Source organism: Nocardia sp. CA-135398 (assembly GCF_050955845.1).
GTDB lineage: Bacteria > Actinomycetota > Actinomycetes > Mycobacteriales > Mycobacteriaceae > Nocardia.
This window is the reverse complement of the sequence record NZ_CP192084.1, coordinates 8,206,609-8,228,562: the sequence shown is the minus strand read 5'-3', so window position 1 is coordinate 8,228,562 and position 21,954 is coordinate 8,206,609. Positions and strand designations below refer to the sequence as shown.

Genomic DNA, 21,954 nt, shown 5'->3' with positions numbered 1-21,954 from the left:
ATGGCAACGAAGCAATCGGGAAACGGCCTCGGCGCGGCACTGCGCGCCGGGCTCGGGCTCAAGCTCGCCGGGCTCGGCATGGTGATCGCGCTGGTCGCGATCGTGTCGGTCGCGATGGTCATGTTCGTCGGCGGATTCACCAAGACGGTGACCGTCACGGTGGACGCACCGCGCAGCGGTCTGGTGCTCGATCCCGACGCCAAGGTGAAGATCCGCGGTGTGGAGATCGGGCGGGTCTCGCAGATCAAGCAGACCGCCGACGGTGCGAAGCTGACGCTGGCGATGGATCCCGAACTGCTGAAGATGGTTCCGTCCAATGCGACCGTGGATATCAAGTCCACCACCGTATTCGGCGCCAAGTACATCAATTTCACTGCGCCGGAACAGCCTTCATCGACTGCACTGAAGCCGGGATCGACCGTGACGGCCGAAGCGGTGACCGTCGAATTCAATACGCTGTTCCAGCATCTGACCGATGTGCTGCAGAAGATCGAGCCGGAAAAGCTCAATGCCACCCTGTCGGCGCTGGGCACCGCGCTGCAGGGACGTGGTGAGAAGCTCGGTGATCTGCTCGCCCGCAGCGATGCCTACCTGCGCGATATCAACCCGAGTCTGCCCGCGTTGCAAAGGGATCTGGTCTCCTCGACCGGGGTCACCAACCTGTATGCCGACACCGTGCCGGATCTGTTGCGCACCACCGATAACGCGATCGTGACGGCCGCGACGCTCGTCGAGGAGCAGGAGAACGTCGATGCCATGCTGGCCAACCTCATCGGATTGGCCGATACCACCGGCTCGGTGCTGCACGAGAACGAGCAGCCGCTGGTGACGGCGCTGGATCTGCTGCGTCCGACCACCCAGTTGCTCGACGACTACAAGCCCGCGCTGTACTGCCTGGTTGTCGGCCTGGCCAATGTGCTCCCGATCGGTGAGGACATCTTCGGCGGACGGTTCGACGCGGTGCCGCTGAATGCGAGTTTCATGCCGGGCGCCGATCCCTACCAGTACCCGCAGGATCTGCCGAAGGTGAATGCCACCGGTGGGCCGCACTGTGAGGGCGTGCTGGACCGGGTGCCGGACAGCCACGCGAACTTCGTGGTCACCGACACCTCCCAGGGCCATGTGTGGACGCCGTCGACGACGACACATCTGAACGGGCCCAAGGTGTTCCAGCTGTTGTTCGCTGGATTGCCGGGGGTGGGGCAGCTGTGAAACCGCACGCGACAACAGTCAAACTGACCATCTTCACGCTGGTGATGGCGCTGGTATTGGCCGGACTGGTGGTGGTGTTCAGCCAGATGCGATTCGCCAGGGAGACCGGCTATCACGCGGTCTTCACCAACTCCTCCGGCATGGCGGACGGTGCGAAGGTTCGAATCGCCGGTGTGCCAGTGGGTTCGGTGACCGGGGTGCATGTAGGTAAGGACAATCTCGCGCACGTCGATTTCGATGTGGACAGCAGGTACCGGCTCTACACCAGCACCAAGGTGACCATCCGTTATGAAAACCTGGTCGGTGACCGCTATCTCGAACTGCTGGAGGGTCCGGGCACCGCGCAGGTGATGTCCAAGGGCGCCACCATCGGCGTCGATCGCAGCTCGCCCGCGCTCGACCTCGATATGTTGCTCGGTGGCTTCAAACCGCTGCTGCGCGGCCTAGATCCGGCTCAGGTCAACGATCTGACCGAGGCGCTGCTCCAGGTTTTCCAGGGGCAGGGCGGCACACTTGTCGCGCTGCTGAACAGTTCCGGATCGTTCGCCAAGACCCTCGCCGATCGAGATGCGTTGATCGGCAGTGTGATCGAGAATCTGAAGACCGTGCTGGCCACGATCGATGACCGCGATCAGCAGTTCGCCACCACACTCGAGGAATTGCAGCGGCTGGTCAGCGGTCTGGCCGCCGATAAGGATCCGATCGGTGCCGCCCTGCCGCGGATCGCCGGGGCGACCGGGGATCTGACCGATCTGCTGCAGCAGGCCCGGCCGGATCTGAAGACCACCATCGAGCAGACCGGCGCCGTCGCGGCAACCCTCGACGACGGCTCCGACACCGTCCAGTGGGTATTGGACCGGCTGCCGGACACCTACAAGAAGCTGGTCCGGATCGGTTCCTACGGTTCGTTCCTGAATATGTACGTGTGCGGCACGAACTTCATTGTCGACGGGCCGGACGGCAAGCCGTTGCACATCACCCTGCCCGGGATGCAGACGACGGGAAGGTGTGCGAAGAACCGATGAAGGAAACCCGATCACGCGCAGTCTCGCTCGGCATTATCGGCATTGTCGTCGCGACCACGATCTCGCTGTCCGCACTACAGGTCGACCGGCTGCCGTTCATTCGCTCCGGCGCGACCTATACCGCGTACTTCGCCGATGCCGGTGGACTGGTTCCCGGTGACAATGTGCAGGTCGCGGGTGTGAAGTCGGGACGCGTCGAGCAGGTGAAGCTGGACGGTGCGAAGGTCTATGTCCGGTTCACCCTGGACGAGGGAATCGTGCTGGGCAACAAGACGAGTGCCGCCATCAAGACCAATACGGTGCTGGGCCGCAAATCGCTCGAGGTGACTCCATCAGGCAGCGGTTCGACCCGGCCCAACGACACCATTCCGCTGGACCGAACCACCTCGCCGTATTCGCTCACCGACGCGCTCGGCGATCTGACCAATACCGTCAAGGGCCTGGATATGGACAGGGTCAACCAGACGCTGGACGCATTGTCCACGACATTCGCCGATACCCCAGCTCCGTTGCGTTCGGCACTCGACGGCGTCACCCAACTCTCGCGCAGCCTGAATGCCAGAGATCAGGCGCTGACCGAGTTGCTCAGCCGGGCGCAGAACGTCACCAAGGTGCTCGCCGATCGCAGCAATCAGATCAACGCGCTGCTGGTCGACGGCAATGAGTTGCTCGGCGAATTGGATCGGCGGCGCGGCGCGCTCAGTCAGTTGATCGTGTACATCAACGGGCTGGCGCAACAGCTGACCGGCCTCGTCAACGACAACGAGGCGCAGCTGAAACCCACATTGGATCGGCTGAATTCGGTGCTCGCACTGCTGCAGTCCAATAAAGACAACCTGTCGAAGGCGCTGGATGGACTCGGTCCGTTCTCGGCCGCGCTCGGTGAACAGGTCGGCAGCGGTCCGTACTTCCAGGCATATGTCTCGAACGCGACCACGCGCGGCCTGCAGATCCTGGTCGACGCGCTGGTGTGGCCGCAGCATGTGCCCGACTCCTTCCGCGCATATCTGACCGACCCCGCGTTGCCGTCGATCGAGCCCGCGATTCAGGAGCCGCCTCGATGAATGCATTGCGCACTGTTCGTTCGGCACCGCGCTGGGTGCGGGTGCTCGCGCTGGTCGTCATCGCCGCGCTGGTGATCGCCGGGGGATGGTCACTGCTATCGCGGCTCGGAAAGACCTCGATCACCGCGTATTTTCCGTCCACGACCGGTCTGTACGCCGGTGACGAGGTGCGGGTGCTCGGGGTCAAGGTCGGCCGGATCGACTCTATCGATCCCGGTCGGGACCAGGTCCGGGTCGCGATGACACTCGATCGCGGTATCGAGATCCCCACGGATGCCAAGGCGGTCATCATTTCGCCGTCGCTGGTCTCGGCGCGGTTCATCCAATTGGCCCCGGCATACACCGGCGGCCCGAAAATGCACGACGGCAGCGTGATTCCGATCGAGCACACCGCGGTGCCGGTCGAATGGGACGACATCAAGGCCGAATTGTCCAAGCTGGCAACGACATTGGGGCCGGTTGGCGACGATAAGCAGGGCTCGTTCGGGCGGTTCGTGAATACCGCCGCCGACAATCTCGGCAACGGCAATGCGGAGGCGCTGCGCGACACCCTGCGCGAGTTGTCGCACACGCTGAGCACGTTGTCGGACGGGCGCACCGATCTGTTCGGCACCATCCGCAATCTGCAGCAGTTCGTGGATGTGCTGTCCAAGAGCAACGATCAGATCGTGCAGTTCGGCGGGCGGCTCGCCTCGGTGTCCTCGGTGCTCGCGAATGTTTCCGGCGATCTCGGTGCCGGACTGGACAACCTCGACATCGCCGTCGGTGATGTGCAGCGGTTCATCCAAGAGCGCGGCGGGGCGCTGACCGAGGGGGTGCAGCGGCTGGCCGAGGTTACCCAGATCCTTGCGGACAAGCGGCCCCAGCTCGAGCAGGTATTGCATTCCGGGCCGACGTCGCTGGCGAACTTCTATCAGATCTACGATCCGGCGCAGGGCAGTCTCACCGGTGCCGTTGTCGGGACGAACTTCGCCAACCCGTTCGCCTTCCTCTGCGGCGCGGTCGAGGCGAATGATGCGAACGGTTCCGATCAGAGTGCCGCGCTGTGCCGCCAGTATCTGGCACCGGTGATCCAGCAGCTCATGATGAATTACCCACCGCTGCTCGCCAATCCGGCCTCCAACCAGACCGCGTTCCCGCATCAGCTCGTCTACAGTCCGCCGAGTCTTGCCGCGCGCGGACCGAGTGATTCGGTGCCGCAATCGGATCCGGTCACCGTGCCGAACGGCATTGCCGGACTGGCCATTCCGGGAGGAGGGCGATGATGCGGAGGCAAATCGCCGGTGCGGCAATCGGATTGGCCGTCGTGCTCGGCGTCAGCGGCTGCGAGTGGGACGGGCTCAATTCGCTGCCGATGCCGGGTACGGCCGGAAGTGATCCGAACGCCTACGAAGTCGAGATCCAGATGCCCAATGTCACCACGCTGACCCGTAATTCGCCGGTCCGCGTGCACGACGTGACGGTCGGCACGGTGAAGAAGATCGAGGTGGAGGGTTGGCACGCGCTGGTCACCGTCTCGTTGAACCACGATGTGAAGCTGCCAGCGAATGCGACCGCCCGGATCGGGCAGACCAGTCTGCTCGGCAGCAATCATCTCGAACTCGCCGCGCCGAAAGATGTTCCGGCACAGGGTGAGCTGAAGAACGGCGACCTGATCCCGTTGGAGCGGGCGGGCGTCTATCCGACTACCGAGCAGACCTTGTCATCGCTGTCGGTGGTGCTCAACGGCGGCGGCATCAGTCAGCTCGAAACCATTACCCACGAACTCAATGCCGCGTTCAACGGTCGCGAGGATGCGATCCGGGATCTGCTGCCGCAGCTGACCGAGCTGACCACCACCCTGGATTCCCAGACCAAAGACATCATCGATGCGATGGGCGGTCTCGACCGGTTCGCGGGCACGCTCGCCAAGCAGAAGGATCGGGTAGCCGCGGCGATCGAACAGATTCATCCGGCGCTCACCGTGCTCGCCGATCGGCGCGAGAACATCACCCAAACTCTTACCGCCCTAGGTGATCTGAGCGATGTGGTGCAGCGGATCATCGCGCAGGGCGGGGACAATCTGAAGGCGAATCTGGCGAATCTGGCACCCGTGCTGGAGACGCTGAGCAGCACCGGGAACAGCCTGGTCGAGGTCTTGAAGATACTCCTCACCTTCCCGTTCCCGATGAAGAATCTCGATCACGCGGTCAAGGGCGATTACATGAACCTGCTCATGACCGTCGATATCACCGGCAAGCGGTTGGATTCGAACTTCCTCACCGGAACTCCGCTCGGCGGTCGGTTCGGCGGGGTGGAGGGCGCACTCGGCGGTCTAGCCGGTTCCGCGGAGGGCAACAGCAATCCGGCCACGGCGCCGCTGCAGTCACCGGGCGCGACTCCGGCTCCGACGCCGAGTATCCCTGGGCTGCCGCCGATTCCGGGTCTGCCCGCGATCCCGGGCCTCACCGTTCCGCCCGCAGGGCAGGAAGGTGCGGGCCGATGAAACTCACGCGCTTCGTCCGGATCCAGTTGGGCATCTTCTCGGTGTTGACCGTGATCGGGTTGGTGGTGATGGGCGGCACCTATGTGGGACTGCCCGCCATGTTCGGTATCGGCCGCTATGAGGTGACGGTCAAATTATTGGCGACCGGCGGGCTGTATCCGACGGCCAATGTCGCCTACCGCGGCACGAATGTCGGCAAGGTGCAAGAGGTTCGGCTCACCCCGACCGGTGTGGACGCGAAGCTTTCCATCGATAGCGATTACAAGATTCCGTCCGACGTCGACGCGTGGGTGCGTAGTGTCTCGGCCATCGGTGAGCAGTACGTCGATCTGGTACCGGCCGCTGATGCCAAGGGCGGCAACCTCTCCGACGGTTCGGTGATTCCGGTGGACCGCACCAAGCTGCCCGAGGATATCGGCACTGTGCTCGATCGCTCCGATCGTCTGCTGTCCAGCATTGCCGATACCAAGCTCCGGCAGGTGATCGACGATGCGTTCAAGGCCTTCAACGGCGCCGGACCGGATCTGCAGAAATTCATCGATTCCGCATCGCTGCTGGTGCAGGAGGCCCAGGCGAATGCCGAGCCGACCAAGGACCTGCTGGAAAAGATCGGGCCGCTGCTGGACACGCAGAATCAGTCCGATGCCGCGATCCGGTCCTGGACCCAGGATCTGGCAACCGTCACCGACCAACTGCGCGCCCATGATCCGGCACTGCGCGATGTCATCGAGAAGACGCCCGGTGCGGCACAGCAGGTGAGTTCACTGTTCCAGGACCTGCGCCCGACCCTGCCGATCCTGCTGTCGAATCTGGTCAGCGTCGGTCAGGTCGCGGTGACCTATCACTCGGGTCTGGAACAGATCCTGGTGATTTACCCACCGCTGACGGCCGCGTTCCTGACGGCCATCCGCGGCCCCGTCGAATACGGTGCCGTCGTGGACTTCCACCTGGAACTCAACGACCCGCCCGGCTGCACCACCGGCTTCCTCACGCCCGAACAGCGCCGCTCGCCCGCCCAGCTCGACACCCCGGACACGCCGCCAGGGCTGTACTGCAAGGTGGCGCAGAACGCCAGGGAAGCTGTGCGCGGTATCCGCAATACGCCGTGCATGGAGGTGCCGGGTAAGCGGGCGCCGACGCCGGAGCTGTGCCGCGACCCGAACGGCTATGTGCCCGAAGGCAACAACCCCGCGTTCGGTGCGCCGCAGCCGGTGACGCCGTCGGGTGGCCCCATCGGCGATCAGGGCTCGACCCACCCGGCGGCACACAGTACGACATTGGATCCCGGCAGTGGGACGTTCATGGGACCGGACGGGCGCACGTACCGTCAGGGGGATATCGGAAAGGACGGATCCGGCACGATACCGTCGAGTTGGCAGGCGATGCTTCAGGAGCAGCAGTGAGAGAGCGCAGCGAACGACCAATGTCACAGCGTGCTTCGCGCATGCCGGAACCGAGCGTCAGCGAGGAGCAGGCATGAGTGAATCCGGTGTGGTCAAGGCTCGGCCCAGGCGACGGGCGGTGCGTTCGGCGGGTCCGCCGCCGGAGGACACCCTCCCGCTCGAGACCGAAGGTGTCGAGCTGTCCAAGGCCGTCGATGTCACGGTCAAGGTGACGAAGGCGGAGTCGGACGGTCCGAGCGAGGATGCCGAACCCGTGACGACACTGGAGATACCCAACGTCGGCGAAGTCGTCGATGACGCTCCGAAGTCCGCGCCACCACGCTGGGTCCTCATCGCAGGTGCCGCCGCGGCCGCGATCGTGGCCATCGCGCTGGTGGTCGGCACCGGATTCTTCGCCTACGGGCTGCACTCCGCATCCGATCGCGATGCGCGGCGCGCGGACTACGTCCAGACCGCCAAGCAGGCGATTCTCAATCTCACCACCATCAAGGACGACACCGCCAAGGCCGATATCGACCGCGTCCTCGCGGTGGCGTCCGGCGAACTCAAGGCCGAATACTCGCAGCGCAAGGACGCCTACGCGAGCGTTGTCGAGCAGGCCAAGGTGAAGGCCACCGGTGAAATCATCGAATCCGCCATCGAGAGCGAGGACGGGGATTCGGCACGCGTGCTGGTCGCCGCCAAGCAGACCCTGACCAATGCGGGCATGGCGGATCCGCAGACGCGGTACTACCGATTCCGGGTCACTGTCACCCGCGGCGATAACGGGATCACCGCTTCACAGGTGGAGTTCGTGGCATGAACAGGCGGCTGATTCTGGTGGCGTCCGCGGTCGCCCTCGTCATCGTCGCGCTGGCGGCCATCTGCGGAGTCACCGGATACAAGTACTGGAACGACCGCAAGAGCGAACAAGCCCGCACCCAGGCCGTCCCCGCGGCCCAGCGCACTGTCGAGTCGATGTTCACCTACAACTTCAAAACGGTGGACGCCGAATTGCCGAAGGCCGCGGACAATCTCAGCGGCAGCTTCCGCGACGACTATCTGAAACTGATCAGGGAAGCCATCGCCCCCGGCGCCAAGGAAAAGGAACTCAACGTCCAGGCCACCACCCAGGCCACCGGCGTAGTCTCCGCCGACCCCGCCCACGCGGTAGTCCTGCTCTACCTGAACCAGGTAACCACCGGCAAGGACTCCCCCCAAGCCAATATCAGTACCAGCCGAGTCCGAGTAACCCTCGACAAAACCGACAGCCACTGGCTCGTATCCGCAGTCACACCCATATAGCCGCTCATCGCAGATGGGCCACAGCGTCACGGTCGCTCAGTGGGTTCGCGCGGGAGGCGGACGGTGAAGGTGGTGCCTTCGCCTTCGGCGCTTTCGACGCTCACTGTGCCGTTGTGGGCGTCGACCAGGGCTTGGACGATGGACAGGCCGAGGCCGGTGCCACCGCTGGCGCGGGTGCGGGAGGTGTCGGTGCGGTAGAAGCGTTCGAAGATGCGCTCGGCCTCCTCGGGCGGTAGACCCTGACCGGTATCGGCGACCTCCAGCAGGACCTCGTCGTCGGTTGGCGTCAGCCGGACCGTGACGTCGGCGTCCGGGGGTGTGTGCGTGAGAGCGTTGTTCAGCAGATTGGCCAGTACCTGACGCAGCCGCGCTTCGTCGCCGATCACTTCCAAAGTTCCGCTGCCCGAACGGATTTCCAGTTCGACCGAGCGGTGCGGCCCGTCGTCACCATTGGCCGCGGAGACGGCGCGGGCATTGTGCACGGCGTCGCTGGCGAGGGCGAGCAGGTCCACCGGACCCAGTTCCAGCGGACGCTGCGCGTCCAATCGGGCCAGCATCAACAGATCCGCGACCAACAGCCCCATGCGTTGGGCCTCGTGTTCGATGTGGTCCATGAACATGGCCGGATCCGCGGTCGCGCCCTGCCGATACAGTTCGGCGAAGCCGCTGATGGTGGTGAGCGGGGTGCGCAGTTCATGACTCGCGTCGGCGACGAAGCGGCGCATCTTCGCCTCGGAGCGCCGGGCCGCCGATTCGGAGGCTTCCGTCGCGGCGAAGGCCCGCTGGATCTGGGCCAGCATGCCGTTCAGCGATTGGGACAGCCGGTCCACCTCGGTGTTGGTGCCGCGCACCGGAACTCGGCGATGCAGATCACCGGCGGCAATGGCGGCGGCGGTCTTCTCGACCGCACGCAATGGCCGCAGACTGCGTCTGATCACGAAGTAGGCGAGCACCGCCAGTGCGGCGAGCACCACGGCGCCGACCATGAGCTGCAACATGATCAGTCGATTGACGGTGTCGATGTTCTCGGTGAGCGGTATCGCGACCGTTGTCGTCGTATCGGGCGAAACCGCCGTCATGGTGCGCCATTTGACCGTCGAGCCGTTCTCGGAGCCGACGGTCACCGGTTTGGTGAGTACCTTGCTGCCCGGTGGATCCGTGCTCGGACGCGCATCGGTCAACCGCGGCAGCTCGGGCTCGGCCTCCTCATTGAACGGCCTGGTCTCGAAATACACGGTGCCGTTGCCGCCGGGGGTCGGTTCGATGTGGACGAAGAAGGTACTGGACGGATGCGGCGGATTCGAAGGAGTCGGCGGGCGCGGCCGCGACCACGCCATCACCGCATCGCGAAGCTGCTGATCGGTGCGGTGCAGCAGTGAATTCTCCAGCGCCGAGGTGACCACCGTGCCGGAGGCGAACAACCCGAGCGCGGAAAGCAGCACGAGCGCGAGCACCAGCGTCACCCGCAGCGGAATCGCGGAAGTAGCGCCTGCCAGTTTGCGCCGGGTCTGTTCGATCCGGGAGGTGATCATTTCTCGGACTGGCGCGTGCGATTCGGTGCGCGCATCACATAGCCCACGCCACGCAGCGTGTGAATCAAGCGCTGATCGCCTGTGTCGACCTTCTTGCGCAGATACGAGACATACGTTTCGACCACGCCGACCTCACCCCCGAAGTCGTAACGCCACACATGATCCAGGATGCGCGGCTTACTCAGCACCGTCCCGGCGTTGACCATGAAATACCGCAGCAGGGTGAATTCGGTGGGCGACAGCGCGACCGGCTCGCCCGCCTTCCACACCTCGTGCGTATCGTCGTCGAGTTCGATGTCCTCGAACCGGATTCGCGAACTCTCGCGCTGCGGTGCGGTATGACCGAAGCGGCGCAAGACGACTCGCAGCCGGGCCACCACTTCCTCGAGGCTGAACGGTTTGGTGATGTAGTCGTCGGCGCCGAGGGTTAGTCCGGCGACCTTGTCCTGGACGTCGTCGCGTGCGGTCAGGAACAGCACCGGCGCGTCGATACCATCGGCGCGCAGTCGGCGCAGCAGCCCGAAGCCGTCCATACCGGGCATCATCACATCGACGATCAGCGCCTGCGGTCGGAAGGTACGCGCCTTGTCCAGCGCCTGCGCCCCGTCGATGGCCGTATCGACGGCGAACCCCTGATAGCGCAGGCTCACCGACAGGAGCTCCACGATCATGGGTTCGTCGTCCACCACCAGCACCCGGGCTTCGGGCGTGGACTCCGCAGGCGCACCACTCATTGCTTCATAGTCCGGCAATCGACTGGGAACTGTCTGGACCTTGGCTGGGTGAATGCTGTGAGTGGTGTCAGCGACGGGGAGCTCGGGACTCCGGGTATACATCGTCGTCGGTGAGCAGTGCACTGCCCGCGACCTGGTCCTGAGCCAGCGCCTCCAGGAACGACCGCGCCCAGCGGTCCACATCATGGGCGAGGACCTGGCGGCGCAGCGAGCGCATTCGGCGGCGGCGGGTATCCCGGTCGTCCTCCAGCGCCGAGACGACGGCATCCTTCACGCTGTTCAGATCGTGCGGGTTGCACAGGTAGGCCTGGCGCAATTCGGCTGCGGCGCCGGTGAATTCGCTCAACACCAACGCTCCGTTGAGACCGCTGTGACAGGCGACGTACTCCTTGGCGACCAGATTCATCCCGTCGCGCAGCGGCGTCACCAGCATCACGTCGGCGGCCACGAAGAAGGCGACGAGTTCCTCGCGCGGAATCGGGCGGTGCAGATAGTGCACGACCGGATAGCCGACCCTGGCGAATTCACCGTTGATCCGGCCGACCTGGCGCTCGATATCGCCGCGCATCTGGATATAGCTCTCCACCCGCTCCCGACTCGGGGTGGCCAGCTGCACCATGACGGTATCGGCTGGATCCAGCCGGTTCTCCAGTAGCAATTCCTCCAGCGCGGCCAGGCGGATATCGATGCCCTTGGTGTAGTCCAAACGGTCGACGCCGAGCAGGATATTTTTCGGGTTGCCGAGTTCGGCGCGGATCTTCGCGGCTCGTTCCCGGACCGAGCGGCGACGCGAATGCTCGTCGAGTTCGGCCGAGGCGATCGAAATCGGGAACGCGCCGACCCGGACCGTACGGAAGCCCACTTGGACCACGCCGAGTTTGGACCGCACACCGACGGTGCCGCGCGAGGTGGGCTGCCCGGCCAGCCTGCGGGCCAGGTAGAGGAAGTTCTGCGCGCCGCCGGGCAGGTGGAAGCCGATCAGGTCGGCGCCGAGCAGACCCTCGATGATTTCGGTCCGCCATGGCATCTGCATGAACAGCTCCACCGGCGGGAACGGAATGTGCAGGAAGAATCCGATGGTGAGATCGGGCCGCAGCATGCGCAGCATCTTCGGCACCAACTGGAGTTGGTAGTCCTGCACCCAGACGGTCGCGCCCTCGGCGGCGACCTTCGCGGTGGCCTCGGCGAAACGCCGGTTCACCGTGACATAGGCGGCCCACCAAGCCCGATCGTAGACCGGGCGCACGATCACATCGTGGTACAGCGGCCACAGTGTGCCGTTGGAGAAGCCCTCGTAGTACTCGGAGACTTCCTCCGCGGACAGCGGCACCGGATGCAGCTCCAGACCGTCCTCGATGATCGGATCGATGTCGACATCCGGAACACCGGCCCAGCCCACCCAGGAACCCTTGTTATTGCGGAGCACCGGCTCCAGCGCGGTCACCAGACCGCCCGGACTGCGCTTCCAACGGGTGGAACCGTCGGGGAGTTTCTCCAGGTCGACGGGCAGCCGGTTCGCGACGACGACGAAGCCGGAACCTGCCCCGTTCATCTCGGCGAGGGCGGAGGGGACCACCGTGGTGTCGGGTTCGGATGGGGGCTCTAGAAAGGCGTGTTCGGAGTCGTCGGACGGCTGTTGGGTCATCTGGTCCACTCACGCATCCTTTGCGCGTCGCTGTTCCCGTTGAAGTTGTGAATAGTCGACGGCCCCGTTGACGTCGAGGAGGTTTACTCGCCCCGAGAGTTAGGCCCGATGCCGAGCATCGACAGCAGCATCCGGCATTCGTCGGCATCCTCCGCGTAGGCCGCGACGACTCGCTGCGCCTGACGGGCGGTCTCGTCGGCGAGTGGTTCCAGATCGTCGTCCGCGATGTCGTTCGCGCTGCTCTTCGCGGCCATCTTCTTGTCCTCCCGGCTCAGTACGCTCGTACGTGCGAATAGTCAATGGTATCTGGCCACCGTGGCGGTGCGCCGCACCTGGCTGAGGGTGACCTCGGACACGTTCGGCGTCATACCCTTCGCTGTTCGTCGAAAACCGAAGCCCTATACCTTGGGAACGCAGCACCAACTCCACGAAAGGGTCGATATGCCGCTGGCCACGGTGAACGGAATTTCACTCAACTACCAGGTCAAGGGCGACCGAACCAAGGGCACGGAGACGAAGGGCGCGGGTCCGCTGGTCGTCATGATCATGGGCACCGGCAGCCCGGGCCGGGTTTGGGAGTTGCATCAGGTCCCGGCGCTGGTCAAGGCGGGATATCGGGTCTGCACCTTCGACAATCGCGGCATCAAACCGTCCTATGAGTCGGCCGAGGGCATGACCATCGATCAGCTGGTCGGCGATACCGCCGGGCTCATCGAACTGCTCGACGAGGGTCCGGCACTGGTGGTCGGTACCTCGATGGGCGCGCGGGTGGCGCAGGAACTCGCGCTGGTGCGTCCGGAACTGGTGCGCAAGGCGGTATTCATGGCCGGGCACGGCCGCCTCGACCAGTTCCAGAAGACGCTCTCGCTCGGCGAGCACGAACTCGACGCCAGCGGGGTCAGCCTGCCCGCGAAGTACGAGGCCGCCGTGACCGCGGTGATGAATATGTCGCCCGCGACCATGGCCGATCCGAACGCCGCCCGCGACTGGCTCGATCTGTTCGAATTCACCGGTGGTGCGGTGACGCCCGGCATCCGCGCTCAGCGCCGGATGGACCACGATTTCGACCGGGTGCAGGCCTACCGCGGCATCAAGGTGCCGTGCCTGGCCATCGGATTCGCCGACGATCGGATGATTCCGCCGTATCTGTCCAGGGAGGTTGCCGAGGCCATCCCCGGTGCGCGGTACCTGGAAGTTCCTGATGCGGGGCACTACGGCTATCTCGAGCGTCCAGAAGCGGTGAACAAGATCCTGCTCGATTTCTTCGCGGCCTGAGGTAACTGCCTACACGTAACGTCTGCCTTGCTAGGGTCGACACAACGCTCGGGGAGCTTCCGGCGCTCGACAGCGTTGGACGAGCCAAGGGCGATCCCGTACATGCGCCAGTATCCAGTGAGGTGAAATTGAGCACCAACCCCTTCGATGACGAAGACGGCCGCTTCTTCGTTCTGGTCAACGATGAGGAACAGCATTCGCTGTGGCCGGCCTTTGCGGAGGTTCCGGCCGGATGGCGAGTCGTTTTCGGCGAGGACAGCCGCGCCGCGTGCGTGGAATACGTCGAGAAGAACTGGACCGATATGCGTCCGAAGAGCCTGCGTGACGCGATGGCCGCCGATGACGCGGCCCGTCAGGGCGCCCAGTCCTGACCCGCGGTATCCGATACTGCGCCGGGCTCACTGCTGAACCGTCACTGCGTGGCACCGTAAAGCCGGTGTCACGCAGCTGGCGCGCCCGGTTATGATTGGCACCGTTTTGAAAGACCGTCCGCCTCCTTAGCTCAGTGGTAGAGCACCGCTCTTGTAAAGCGAAGGTCGTCAGTTCAATCCTGACAGGGGGCTCCAAACGGGCGCGCCGTCAACGGCGCGCCCGTTCCCTTTTTGTACGTCTGATCACCATGTACTGGTGGAGGCAAATCCCGAGAACGCTTCTGCACCAATACATTCTCGAGCGATCTAGTCGGGGACGTTAGAGGCGTAGCCGAGGTCGCGGAGGGCGGCCTTGATTTTGGTTTGGGCTTCGTCGAGGGATTCTGGGGTGGGGTGGGGGTTGGCGCCCGAGATGTCGAAGTTGCCCATGGTGAAGGCTGGGAAGACGTGGACGTGCAGGTGGGGGACTTCCAGACCGGCGATGAGTAGTCCGGCGCGGGGAGCGTCCCAGGCGCGGCGGACCGCTTGGCCGATTTTCTGCGCTACGCCGTTGAGCCGCGAGAAGGTGTCGGCGTCTATGTCCTGCCACTGATCGATCTCCTTGCGGGGGACCACCAGGGTGTGCCCTTGCGTCACCGGGGCGATGGTGAGGAATGCGACGAATTCGTCGTCCTCCCAGACGAAACGGCCCGGCAGCTGGCCTTCGATGATCGCGCTGAAAACAGAAGCCATGCACCGCAGGCTACGCCGAGCGCTCGCACAGCTCTGCTCAGCCACCGACGGATGCGTCGCAGCGGCAATGCTCGGGCGCTGCGAATCGAGACCCCGAACGGCGTCTCGGGCGGGCTTCGTCACCATCGGTGGCATTCGAGCGAGCTGCTGACCTGGTCCGTCCGGTGGTCACCAGCGGAGTCGGTGCTCAGGCGACGTAGTGCGACAGGATGCCCTGCACTTCGTAGATGTCGACCTGGCGGTTGAATCGCTTCTGCACCGGTTCGTGGGTGCCGGAGATCCAGATGCAGAGTTCGGCATCCAGGTCGAAGGTGCCCGCGGTTTCCACCGTGAAGTGCGTGATGGCGCGGTAGGGGATGCTGTGATAGCTCACCTTGCGGCCGGTGACACCCTGCTTGTCGACCAGGATGAGACGCTTGTTGGTGAACAGAATCGCATCGCGGACAAGAAGATACGCGGCATAGACCTGTTCACCGCCGCCCATCAGTCTCGCGTATTCCTCTTGCGCCTTACCGGGATCGATCCGCCCGGCATTGCCCATCAGTCCGTCGATCAGACCCATAGTCAGCACGTCCTTTTGCGCGGTGGAGGTCGGCTGTCGCGCCCCCTCCCATCAATCATCCACACGATGACCGGCCGGGGACCGCGAACGCGAGTACATGGGTAACTCGTCGGGCACGCCCGAGAATGAGCCAGGGACTCGACCGCCGGTCCGCGGACGAAGTTACGACGTACCCAACGACCGGCAAAAGTTCCGGGGAGGCGGGGAGGCCATTGTTGGCGACAACCTAAGCTGTTGCCCGTGCGCGTACTCGTCATCGGTTCCGGAGCCCGTGAACATGCCCTCGTCCTGGCCCTGCGCCGGGACCCCGCGGTGACCGCATTGTTCGCTGCGCCGGGCAATGCGGGCATCGCCCAGTACGCGCAGGTCAGAGCGGTCGATCCGTCCTCGGCGGAGGCGGTTGTCGCGCTGGCTACCGAGCTGGACGCGGACCTGGTGGTGATCGGACCCGAGGTGCCGCTGGTGCTCGGCGTCGCCGATGCGGTCCGGGCCGCGGGCATAGCCTGCTTCGGTCCGTCGGCCGCGGCCGCGCGCATCGAGGGATCGAAGGCGTTCGCCAAGGACGTCATGACCGCCGCCGGGGTCCGCACCGCGCACAGCGAGATTGTTGACACCCCCGCTGAACTCGACGCCGCACTGGATCGGTTCGGTCCGACCTGGGTGGTCAAGGACGACGGTCTGGCCGCCGGCAAGGGTGTGGTGGTGACCGCCGACCGGCATGCCGCCCGCGACCACGGTGCCGAACTGCTCGAGCAGGGCCATCCGGTGCTGTTGGAGTCCTTCCTGGACGGGCCGGAGGTTTCGCTGTTCTGCCTGGTCGACGGCGAGACGGTGGTGCCACTGCTGCCCGCGCAGGATCACAAGCGCGTCGGCGACGGTGATACCGGGCCGAACACCGGCGGTATGGGTGCGTACACGCCGCTGCCGTGGTTGCCGAAGGAGACGGTCACCGCGATCGTCGAGGATGTGGTGAAGCCGGTCGCGGCGGAGTTGGTGCGGCGCGGCTGCGCCTTCTCCGGGCTGCTCTACGCGGGTCTGGCGATCGGCGCCGACGGACCTGCCGTCGTCGAATTCAATTGTCGCTTCGGCGATCCGGAGACCCAGGCGGTGCTCGCATTGCTGGAGAGTCCGCTCGGCGAATTGCTGAATGCCACCGCGACCGGCACGCTCGCCCAGGTCGATGCCCCGCGTTGGCGGGACGGTTCGGCCGTCACGGTCGTGATCGCCGCCGAGAACTACCCGGGTCGCCCCCGCGTCGGTGATGTGATCACCGGAGCGGGCGAGGGCAATATCGACGACTCGTCCGCCGTGCTGCATGCGGGAACCGCATTGCGCGAGGACGGGGCCTTGGTTTCCGCGGGCGGTCGGGTGTTGAGTGTCGTCGGCGTCGGCGCGGATCTGGCCGAGGCCCGCGCGCACGCCTACGACCGCATTGCCTCGATCAAGTTGCCGGGCAGCCACTTTCGCACCGATATCGGTCTCGCCGCCGTCGAGGACCGCATTTCTGTTTGACTCAGACGACTCGCACTAGTGCGGCCAAAAATTCAGAAGCTGAGCCCGTGCACCGCCAACCACTGCTGCGGGTCGACGTGCTGTCCGTTGATGATCACCTCGAAGTGCAGATGCGGCCCCGTGGAGTCACCGCGGTTACCCATGCGGGCGATCTGCATACCCGCCGGAACACGCTCGCCGACCGAGACGAAGAAGTCGTACATATGTCCGTAGACGGTGATGCTGCCGTCATCGTGCCGTATCCGCACCCATAGCCCGAAGCCCTGCGCCGGTCCCGCATCGATGACGGTGCCGCTGGCGACGGCATAGATCGGTGTGCCGATCGGCCCCGCGATATCGATGCCGTTGTGGAAAGTGCCCCAGCGCGAACCGAATCCGGAGGTGAAGGTGCCGCGGGTCGGCAGAACCATGCCGGTGATACCTGGCAGCACCGATCCGGTGGTGACCGGCGCGCTGCCCGCCATCCACGGCTGATACTCACCGGATACCGCCGCGGCCGCCTCGGCCTTGGCGCGTTCCAATGTCGCGCGGGCCGCGGCGGTGACGACCTCCTGCTCACGGATGCGCTCACCGTTGGCGATGGCGTTCAGATAGCGCTTCACCGATGGCGGTGTCGACTGCACCTGTTGTGGATAGGCGAAGGCGACGCGTTGCGCCTCGTCGGGGCCGGGCGTGCGAACGGTGACGCCCCAGTCGAACGAGGAATCGGCGGCCGCGAATACGGCGGTGACGCAGACGCCCGCGATCAGGATGCGGTGCTTGCGCACGAGCGCGCGGTAGTCGGGTTTGGGCCGGTCCTCCCACAGCGCCCGCAGGTCGGGCGGTGGTTGCCGACGCAGCCAGATCAGGCCGTGCTTGCACTCGCCGAATACCTCGCGCACCCGCGCACCCAGCTCGGACACGCGCCGTTCCCGCAACTCGGCACGCCAATCGGGGGGAATGACACCGATGCCACCCACCCCGGGTACTCGGTCCAGCCGCGCACGGCGAGCCTTGTCAAGCATTAACGCCGACCATAACCCGGGCGGCATGCCGCACACACGCAGAACCACGCGGTCGGTCGCATTTCGTGTCGGGTCCGACAAAGCCGAGCATCGGCGCGCAGCCGATGTGCGGGACGGTCTACCGTACGTCGGGTGTCCAGAGAATCTCGCCGGTCGACCATTCCACCTTTCTACGTGATGGATGTCTGGAAAGCTGCCGCCGAACGGGCCAGGACGCACGGCGATGTGCTGGTGCTGGCGGCCGGGCAGCCATCGACGCCGGCACCGGCCCCGGTGCTGCGCGCGACGAAGGCGGCGATCGATTCCGAATTGCTCGGCTACACAGAGACATTCGGCATTCTGCCGCTACGCGAGGCGATCGCCGAACACCACCGCGATACCTATGGCTATGCGGTCGAACCCGATGACGTCGTGGTGACGACCGGATCCTCCGGTGCGTTCACCCTCATCTTCCTGGCCGCATTCGACGCAGGGGATACCGTCGTGGTGGCCAGGCCCGGATATCCGGCTTACCGCAACTCCCTGACCGCGCTGGGTTGTCGTGTCGTCGAACTCGATTGCGGTGCGGAGACCCGATTCCAACCGACGGTAGCCATGCTGGAAGCGCTCCCGGAACCGCCTGCCGGTCTGATCGTGGCCAGCCCGGCCAACCCGACCGGCACCATGATCGATCCCGATGAGCTCGCCGCGCTGGCCCGCTGGTGCGATGCGCACGGCACCCTGCTGATCTCCGACGAGATCTATCACGGCATCACCTACCGGGGCGTCAGCGTCGGCCGGACGTCATCGTCCTGGGAGACCTCGCGCGAATCCGTGGTCATAGGTTCTGTCTCGAAATACTTCTCGATGACCGGCTGGCGGCTCGGCTGGATGCTGGCGCCGAGCCGATTGCGGCCCGCGCTGCAGCGGCTCGCGTCCAATATGACCGTATGTCCGCCCGCGGTCTCGCAGTTCGCGGCGCTGCATGCCTTCGGCGCCGAGGCCAAGGAGGAACTCGACGGTCACGTCCGTCGCTACGCGGTGAATCGGCAACTGCTACTGGAGGGACTGCCGAAGCTCGGCATCACCGAGCTCGCCCCGGCCGACGGCGCCTTCTACGCCTACGCCGATATCGGCCATCTCACCGACGATTCCCGGAAGTGGTGTGCCGAGGTGCTCGACCACACCGGAGTCGCCCTCGCCCCCGGAATCGACTTCGATACCGCGGCCGGGCACCGGACGGTACGGTTCTCCTTCGCCGGAGCTACCGCGGACATCGAGGCGGCACTCGTTCGGCTGGGTCACTATCTGCGTGGTTGATCATGGTGTCCGACAACAAGTTTGCACAGTTCGGCACCATGAACGAGCAGATGCGGTAAAACAACGATGGCTGGGTTTTCACTCTCTGGGTTTCCTCTCTGATTTCGCACGGATGAACTGATGATGACTGGCACGATGGCACGGTGATAACCGCGACGACCCCGAAAGGCGAACGGCGTCGCCAGGCTTTGGTAGCGGCCGCCGCCGAGTTGTTACTCGAAGGCGGATTCGATGCGGTGCGGCATCGCTCGGTCGCGACGCGCGCCGACCTTCCGCTGGCGTCGACGACGTACTACTTCGAGTCGCTCGATGATCTGATCGCGCGGGCGGTCGAATTCAGCGGCAATGCGGAACTGGACGCGATGCGGCGTCGGGTCGGCGAGGTGAGTCATCGTCGCCGCGGCGCGGAGGCGACCGTCGATTTGGTGTTGGACCTGCTGGTGGGGTCGGACGGCAACGACGAGGGCGCACGCGGGCAGCTCATCGCGCGCTATGAACGTTCGGTGGCCTCGGCGCGGCATCCGGAACTGCGTGAAGTCCAGCTCCGACTAAGGGCGCAGCTGGACGAGTTGCTCGCCGATGTGCTGCGCCGCTCCGATCGGGCGGTTCGGCCGGAGCAGTTGCGCAGGATGGTCGCGGTGGTCGACGGTGCCGTGGTCGCGGCGCTGAGCGAAATGGACCCGGAGCCAAGGCGAATGGCGCGCGGGGCATTGCTCGAGGTCATCGATATCGTCGCGCCCGCGACGCCGCAGCAGGTCGATCGGTTCCGGACACTAGACTGACTGGACGTGAGCCTTGTCCCGAACGTCCTTGCCACCCGATACGCCAGCCCCGAGTTGGTGCATCTCTGGTCGCCCGAGAACAAGATCGTGCTCGAGCGGCGGCTGTGGCTGGAGGTGTTGCGGGCGCAGTCCGAACTCGGCATCGAGCTGCCCGCGGGCGTCATCGACGATTACGAGCGCGTCATCGATCAGGTGGATCTGGCCTCGATCGCCGAACGTGAGCGGGTCACCCGCCACGACGTGAAGGCGCGCATCGAGGAATTCAACGCACTGGCCGGACATGAGCATGTGCACAAGGGCATGACCAGCCGTGATCTCACCGAGAATGTGGAGCAGCTGCAGATCCGGCTCTCGCTCGAGCATGTGCACGCGCACGGTGTCGCGGTGGCGGCTCGGCTGGCCGAGCGGGCGGCCGAGTACCAGACGCGGGTTATGGCGGGCCGTTCGCACAATGTCGCCGCCCAGGCCACCACGCTCGGCAAGCGGTTCGCCTCCGCCGCCGACGAGCTGCTGATCGCGCTGACCCGGCTGCGTGAGCTCATCGACCGCTACCCGCTGCGCGGTATCAAGGGCCCGATGGGCACCGCGCAGGACATGCTCGATCTGCTCGGCGGCGATTCGGCGAAACTGGCGACGCTGGAGCAGCAGGTCGCGCGGCATCTCGGCTTCGCGAATGTGCTGACAAGTGTCGGTCAGGTGTATCCGCGCTCGCTCGATCACGATGTGTTGTCGGCGCTCGTGCAGGTCGGTGCGGGTCCGTCGTCGTTCGCCCACACCATCCGGTTGATGGCGGGCCATGAGCTGGTCACCGAGGGCTTCCAGCCCGGGCAGGTCGGCAGCTCCGCTATGCCGCACAAGATGAACACCCGCTCCTGTGAGCGCGTCAACGGCCTGCAGGTGGTGCTGCGCGGTTATGCCTCGATGGCCGCCGAACTCGCTGGCGCGCAATGGAATGAGGGTGACGTCTTCTGCTCGGTGGTGCGCCGGGTCGCGCTGCCGGACGCCTTCTTCGCCATCGACGGCATGATCGAAACCTTCCTCACCGTGCTCGCCGAATTCGGTGCCTACCCCGCCGTCATCTCTCGCGAACTCGACCGCTACCTCCCGTTCCTCGCCACCACCCGCATGCTCATCGCCGCCGTGCGCGCCGGTGTCGGCCGCGAAACCGCCCACGAGGTAATCAAGGAACACGCGGTAGCCGTTGCCCTCGCCATGCGCGAACAGGGCCGCGAACCCGATCTGCTCGACCGCCTCGCCGCCGACTCCCGCTTCCCCTTGGATCGCGCCGAACTGGACGCTGCCCTGGCTGATAAGTCCGCCTTCATCGGCGCGGCCGAGGCCCAAGTTTCCGATGTGGTGGCCGCCGTCCAAAAGCTGGTGGACCAATACCCCGACGCCGCCCGCTACACCCCGTCCCCGATCCTTTAGTGCGAGTTGAACGTAGTCGAATGGTGGTCGCCCATGCCGAATTCGACCGCCCTATTACTACGCTGGGCGAGCCGCCAGCAAGCAATCTGGACGCGGCACCAGCCGACCGGCCATAGTGATCGGCGTGAATCCGTACACGATCTTCGGGGACATTGTGGCTGGGCGGGCCGAGGCCAGCCGGGTGTATGAGGACGATGATGTGGTGGCGTTCATGGACATTCGGCCGATGACGCCCGGGCATTTGCTGGTGGTGCCCAAGGTTGCGGCGCGGAGTCTGGCCGAGCTGGATCCGGCGGTCGGGGGGAAGTTGTTCCAGGTGGCGCAGAAGTTGGCCGGGGCGCTGCGGGCCAGTGAGGTGGGGTGTGATGGAGTCAATTTCTTCTTGGCCGACGGGGTGACGGCAGGGCAGGAAGTCTTCCATGTGCACCTGCATGTCATTCCGCGGACGCCGGGTGACGGGTTCGGATTACGTGGGCGGCCGACTAGTCCGCATCGCGCTGACCTGGACTATCTGGCGAATTCGATCCGCAGCGCGCTCAATCGCTGAGCCGTCGCCGGGCGCGCCGTCCGGGACTGCCGGTGCTGGCGTGAAAGTTGTTACCCGC

General features: G+C 65.1%; 22 protein-coding genes and 1 tRNA gene. 16 read left to right on the top strand and 7 right to left on the bottom strand.

All coding sequences use genetic code 11. The features are described from left to right. The 8 genes from ACQP1T_RS36540 (at position 1) to ACQP1T_RS36505 (ending at position 8,473) form a co-directional block, all read left to right on the top strand. The gene (locus ACQP1T_RS36540; protein WP_433757525.1) at positions 1 to 1,212 is read left to right on the top strand and encodes an MCE family protein; all 1,212 of its coding nucleotides are present in this window, start codon (positions 1 to 3) and stop codon (positions 1,210 to 1,212) included. Next, the gene (locus tag ACQP1T_RS36535; protein ID WP_433757524.1) at positions 1,209 to 2,237 is read left to right on the top strand and encodes an MCE family protein; all 1,029 of its coding nucleotides are present in this window, start codon (positions 1,209 to 1,211) and stop codon (positions 2,235 to 2,237) included. The genes ACQP1T_RS36540 and ACQP1T_RS36535 overlap by 4 nt, the downstream gene beginning before the upstream one ends. Continuing rightward, the gene (locus ACQP1T_RS36530; RefSeq protein ID WP_433757523.1) at positions 2,234 to 3,301 is read left to right on the top strand and encodes an MCE family protein; all 1,068 of its coding nucleotides are present in this window, start codon (positions 2,234 to 2,236) and stop codon (positions 3,299 to 3,301) included. The genes ACQP1T_RS36535 and ACQP1T_RS36530 overlap by 4 nt, the downstream gene beginning before the upstream one ends. After that, positions 3,298 to 4,566: an MCE family protein gene (locus tag ACQP1T_RS36525; RefSeq protein WP_433757522.1), complete on the top strand. Its 1,269-nt coding sequence runs from the start codon at positions 3,298 to 3,300 to the stop codon at positions 4,564 to 4,566. Before ACQP1T_RS36530 ends, ACQP1T_RS36525 begins: the two co-directional genes overlap by 4 nt. Then, the gene (locus ACQP1T_RS36520; RefSeq protein WP_433757521.1) at positions 4,563 to 5,786 is read left to right on the top strand and encodes an MCE family protein; all 1,224 of its coding nucleotides are present in this window, start codon (positions 4,563 to 4,565) and stop codon (positions 5,784 to 5,786) included. Before ACQP1T_RS36525 ends, ACQP1T_RS36520 begins: the two co-directional genes overlap by 4 nt. Next, on the top strand, positions 5,783 to 7,189 hold the full coding sequence (locus tag ACQP1T_RS36515) for an MCE family protein (protein WP_433757520.1): 1,407 nt from the start codon (positions 5,783 to 5,785) through the stop codon (positions 7,187 to 7,189). Before ACQP1T_RS36520 ends, ACQP1T_RS36515 begins: the two co-directional genes overlap by 4 nt. Before the next feature lie 73 nt (positions 7,190 to 7,262). Beyond that, a complete protein-coding gene (locus ACQP1T_RS36510; RefSeq protein ID WP_433757519.1) occupies positions 7,263 to 7,991 on the top strand; it encodes a hypothetical protein in 729 nt (242 codons plus the stop codon). Further along, positions 7,988 to 8,473 carry a h domain protein gene (locus ACQP1T_RS36505; protein WP_433757518.1) on the top strand — a complete coding sequence of 162 codons (486 nt, stop codon included), beginning with the start codon at positions 7,988 to 7,990 and terminating at the stop codon, positions 8,471 to 8,473. Before ACQP1T_RS36510 ends, ACQP1T_RS36505 begins: the two co-directional genes overlap by 4 nt. A gap of 26 nt (positions 8,474 to 8,499) precedes the next feature. Here the strand turns inward: ACQP1T_RS36505 and ACQP1T_RS36500 are convergent, their stop codons facing one another. From ACQP1T_RS36500 to ACQP1T_RS36485, 4 genes are all read right to left on the bottom strand, one after another. Next, positions 8,500 to 10,005 carry a sensor histidine kinase gene (locus ACQP1T_RS36500; protein ID WP_433757517.1) on the bottom strand — a complete coding sequence of 502 codons (1,506 nt, stop codon included), beginning with the start codon at positions 10,003 to 10,005 and terminating at the stop codon, positions 8,500 to 8,502. Further along, the gene (locus tag ACQP1T_RS36495; protein ID WP_433757516.1) at positions 10,002 to 10,739 is read right to left on the bottom strand and encodes a response regulator transcription factor; all 738 of its coding nucleotides are present in this window, start codon (positions 10,737 to 10,739) and stop codon (positions 10,002 to 10,004) included. Before ACQP1T_RS36495 ends, ACQP1T_RS36500 begins: the two co-directional genes overlap by 4 nt. A gap of 67 nt (positions 10,740 to 10,806) precedes the next feature. After that, entirely contained in the window at positions 10,807 to 12,291 is a 1,485-nt protein-coding gene (locus tag ACQP1T_RS36490; protein WP_433762503.1) for an alpha,alpha-trehalose-phosphate synthase (UDP-forming), read from the bottom strand. Positions 12,292 to 12,467: 176 nt separating this feature from the next. Further along, complete coding sequence (locus ACQP1T_RS36485) at positions 12,468 to 12,638, bottom strand: hypothetical protein (RefSeq protein ID WP_169338030.1); 171 nt, start codon at positions 12,636 to 12,638, stop codon at positions 12,468 to 12,470. A gap of 187 nt (positions 12,639 to 12,825) precedes the next feature. Here ACQP1T_RS36485 and ACQP1T_RS36480 point away from each other — a divergent pair, with 187 nt between their 5' ends. The 3 genes from ACQP1T_RS36480 (at position 12,826) to ACQP1T_RS36470 (ending at position 14,225) form a co-directional block, all read left to right on the top strand. Further along, complete coding sequence (locus ACQP1T_RS36480; RefSeq protein ID WP_433757515.1) at positions 12,826 to 13,659, top strand: alpha/beta fold hydrolase; 834 nt, start codon at positions 12,826 to 12,828, stop codon at positions 13,657 to 13,659. Positions 13,660 to 13,787: 128 nt separating this feature from the next. Beyond that, the gene (locus ACQP1T_RS36475; protein ID WP_011207082.1) at positions 13,788 to 14,030 is read left to right on the top strand and encodes an MbtH family protein; all 243 of its coding nucleotides are present in this window, start codon (positions 13,788 to 13,790) and stop codon (positions 14,028 to 14,030) included. Positions 14,031 to 14,150: 120 nt separating this feature from the next. Next, a tRNA-Thr gene (locus tag ACQP1T_RS36470) sits at positions 14,151 to 14,225 on the top strand. Positions 14,226 to 14,336: 111 nt separating this feature from the next. Here the strand turns inward: ACQP1T_RS36470 and ACQP1T_RS36465 are convergent. Together ACQP1T_RS36465 and ACQP1T_RS36460 are read right to left on the bottom strand one after the other, a co-directional pair. Beyond that, positions 14,337 to 14,762, bottom strand: a complete 426-nt coding sequence (locus ACQP1T_RS36465; protein ID WP_433757514.1) for an HIT family protein — start codon at positions 14,760 to 14,762, stop codon at positions 14,337 to 14,339. Between the two features lie 187 nt (positions 14,763 to 14,949). After that, complete coding sequence (locus ACQP1T_RS36460; protein WP_040686337.1) at positions 14,950 to 15,324, bottom strand: PH domain-containing protein; 375 nt, start codon at positions 15,322 to 15,324, stop codon at positions 14,950 to 14,952. Between the two features lie 240 nt (positions 15,325 to 15,564). On the opposite strand from ACQP1T_RS36460, the gene purD reads away from it, so the two are divergent. Beyond that, positions 15,565 to 16,836, top strand: coding sequence for a phosphoribosylamine--glycine ligase (gene purD / locus ACQP1T_RS36455; protein ID WP_433757513.1), 1,272 nt, complete (start codon positions 15,565 to 15,567; stop codon positions 16,834 to 16,836). A 32-nt stretch (positions 16,837 to 16,868) separates the two neighbouring features. On the opposite strand, the gene ACQP1T_RS36450 is transcribed toward purD, so the two are convergent. Further along, positions 16,869 to 17,840, bottom strand: coding sequence for a M23 family metallopeptidase (locus tag ACQP1T_RS36450; RefSeq protein WP_433757512.1), 972 nt, complete (start codon positions 17,838 to 17,840; stop codon positions 16,869 to 16,871). Positions 17,841 to 17,972: 132 nt separating this feature from the next. Here ACQP1T_RS36450 and ACQP1T_RS36445 point away from each other — a divergent pair, with 132 nt between their 5' ends. From ACQP1T_RS36445 to ACQP1T_RS36430, 4 genes are all read left to right on the top strand, one after another. Further along, on the top strand, positions 17,973 to 19,139 hold the full coding sequence (locus tag ACQP1T_RS36445; RefSeq protein WP_433757511.1) for a pyridoxal phosphate-dependent aminotransferase: 1,167 nt from the start codon (positions 17,973 to 17,975) through the stop codon (positions 19,137 to 19,139). 143 nt (positions 19,140 to 19,282) lie between these two features. Continuing rightward, positions 19,283 to 19,921: a TetR/AcrR family transcriptional regulator gene (locus ACQP1T_RS36440; protein WP_433757510.1), complete on the top strand. Its 639-nt coding sequence runs from the start codon at positions 19,283 to 19,285 to the stop codon at positions 19,919 to 19,921. 6 nt (positions 19,922 to 19,927) lie between these two features. Further along, positions 19,928 to 21,349, top strand: a complete 1,422-nt coding sequence (gene purB / locus ACQP1T_RS36435) for an adenylosuccinate lyase (protein WP_433757509.1) — start codon at positions 19,928 to 19,930, stop codon at positions 21,347 to 21,349. 124 nt (positions 21,350 to 21,473) lie between these two features. Further along, positions 21,474 to 21,896: an HIT family protein gene (locus ACQP1T_RS36430; RefSeq protein ID WP_433757508.1), complete on the top strand. Its 423-nt coding sequence runs from the start codon at positions 21,474 to 21,476 to the stop codon at positions 21,894 to 21,896. The last annotated feature ends 58 nt before the right edge of the window (positions 21,897 to 21,954 follow it).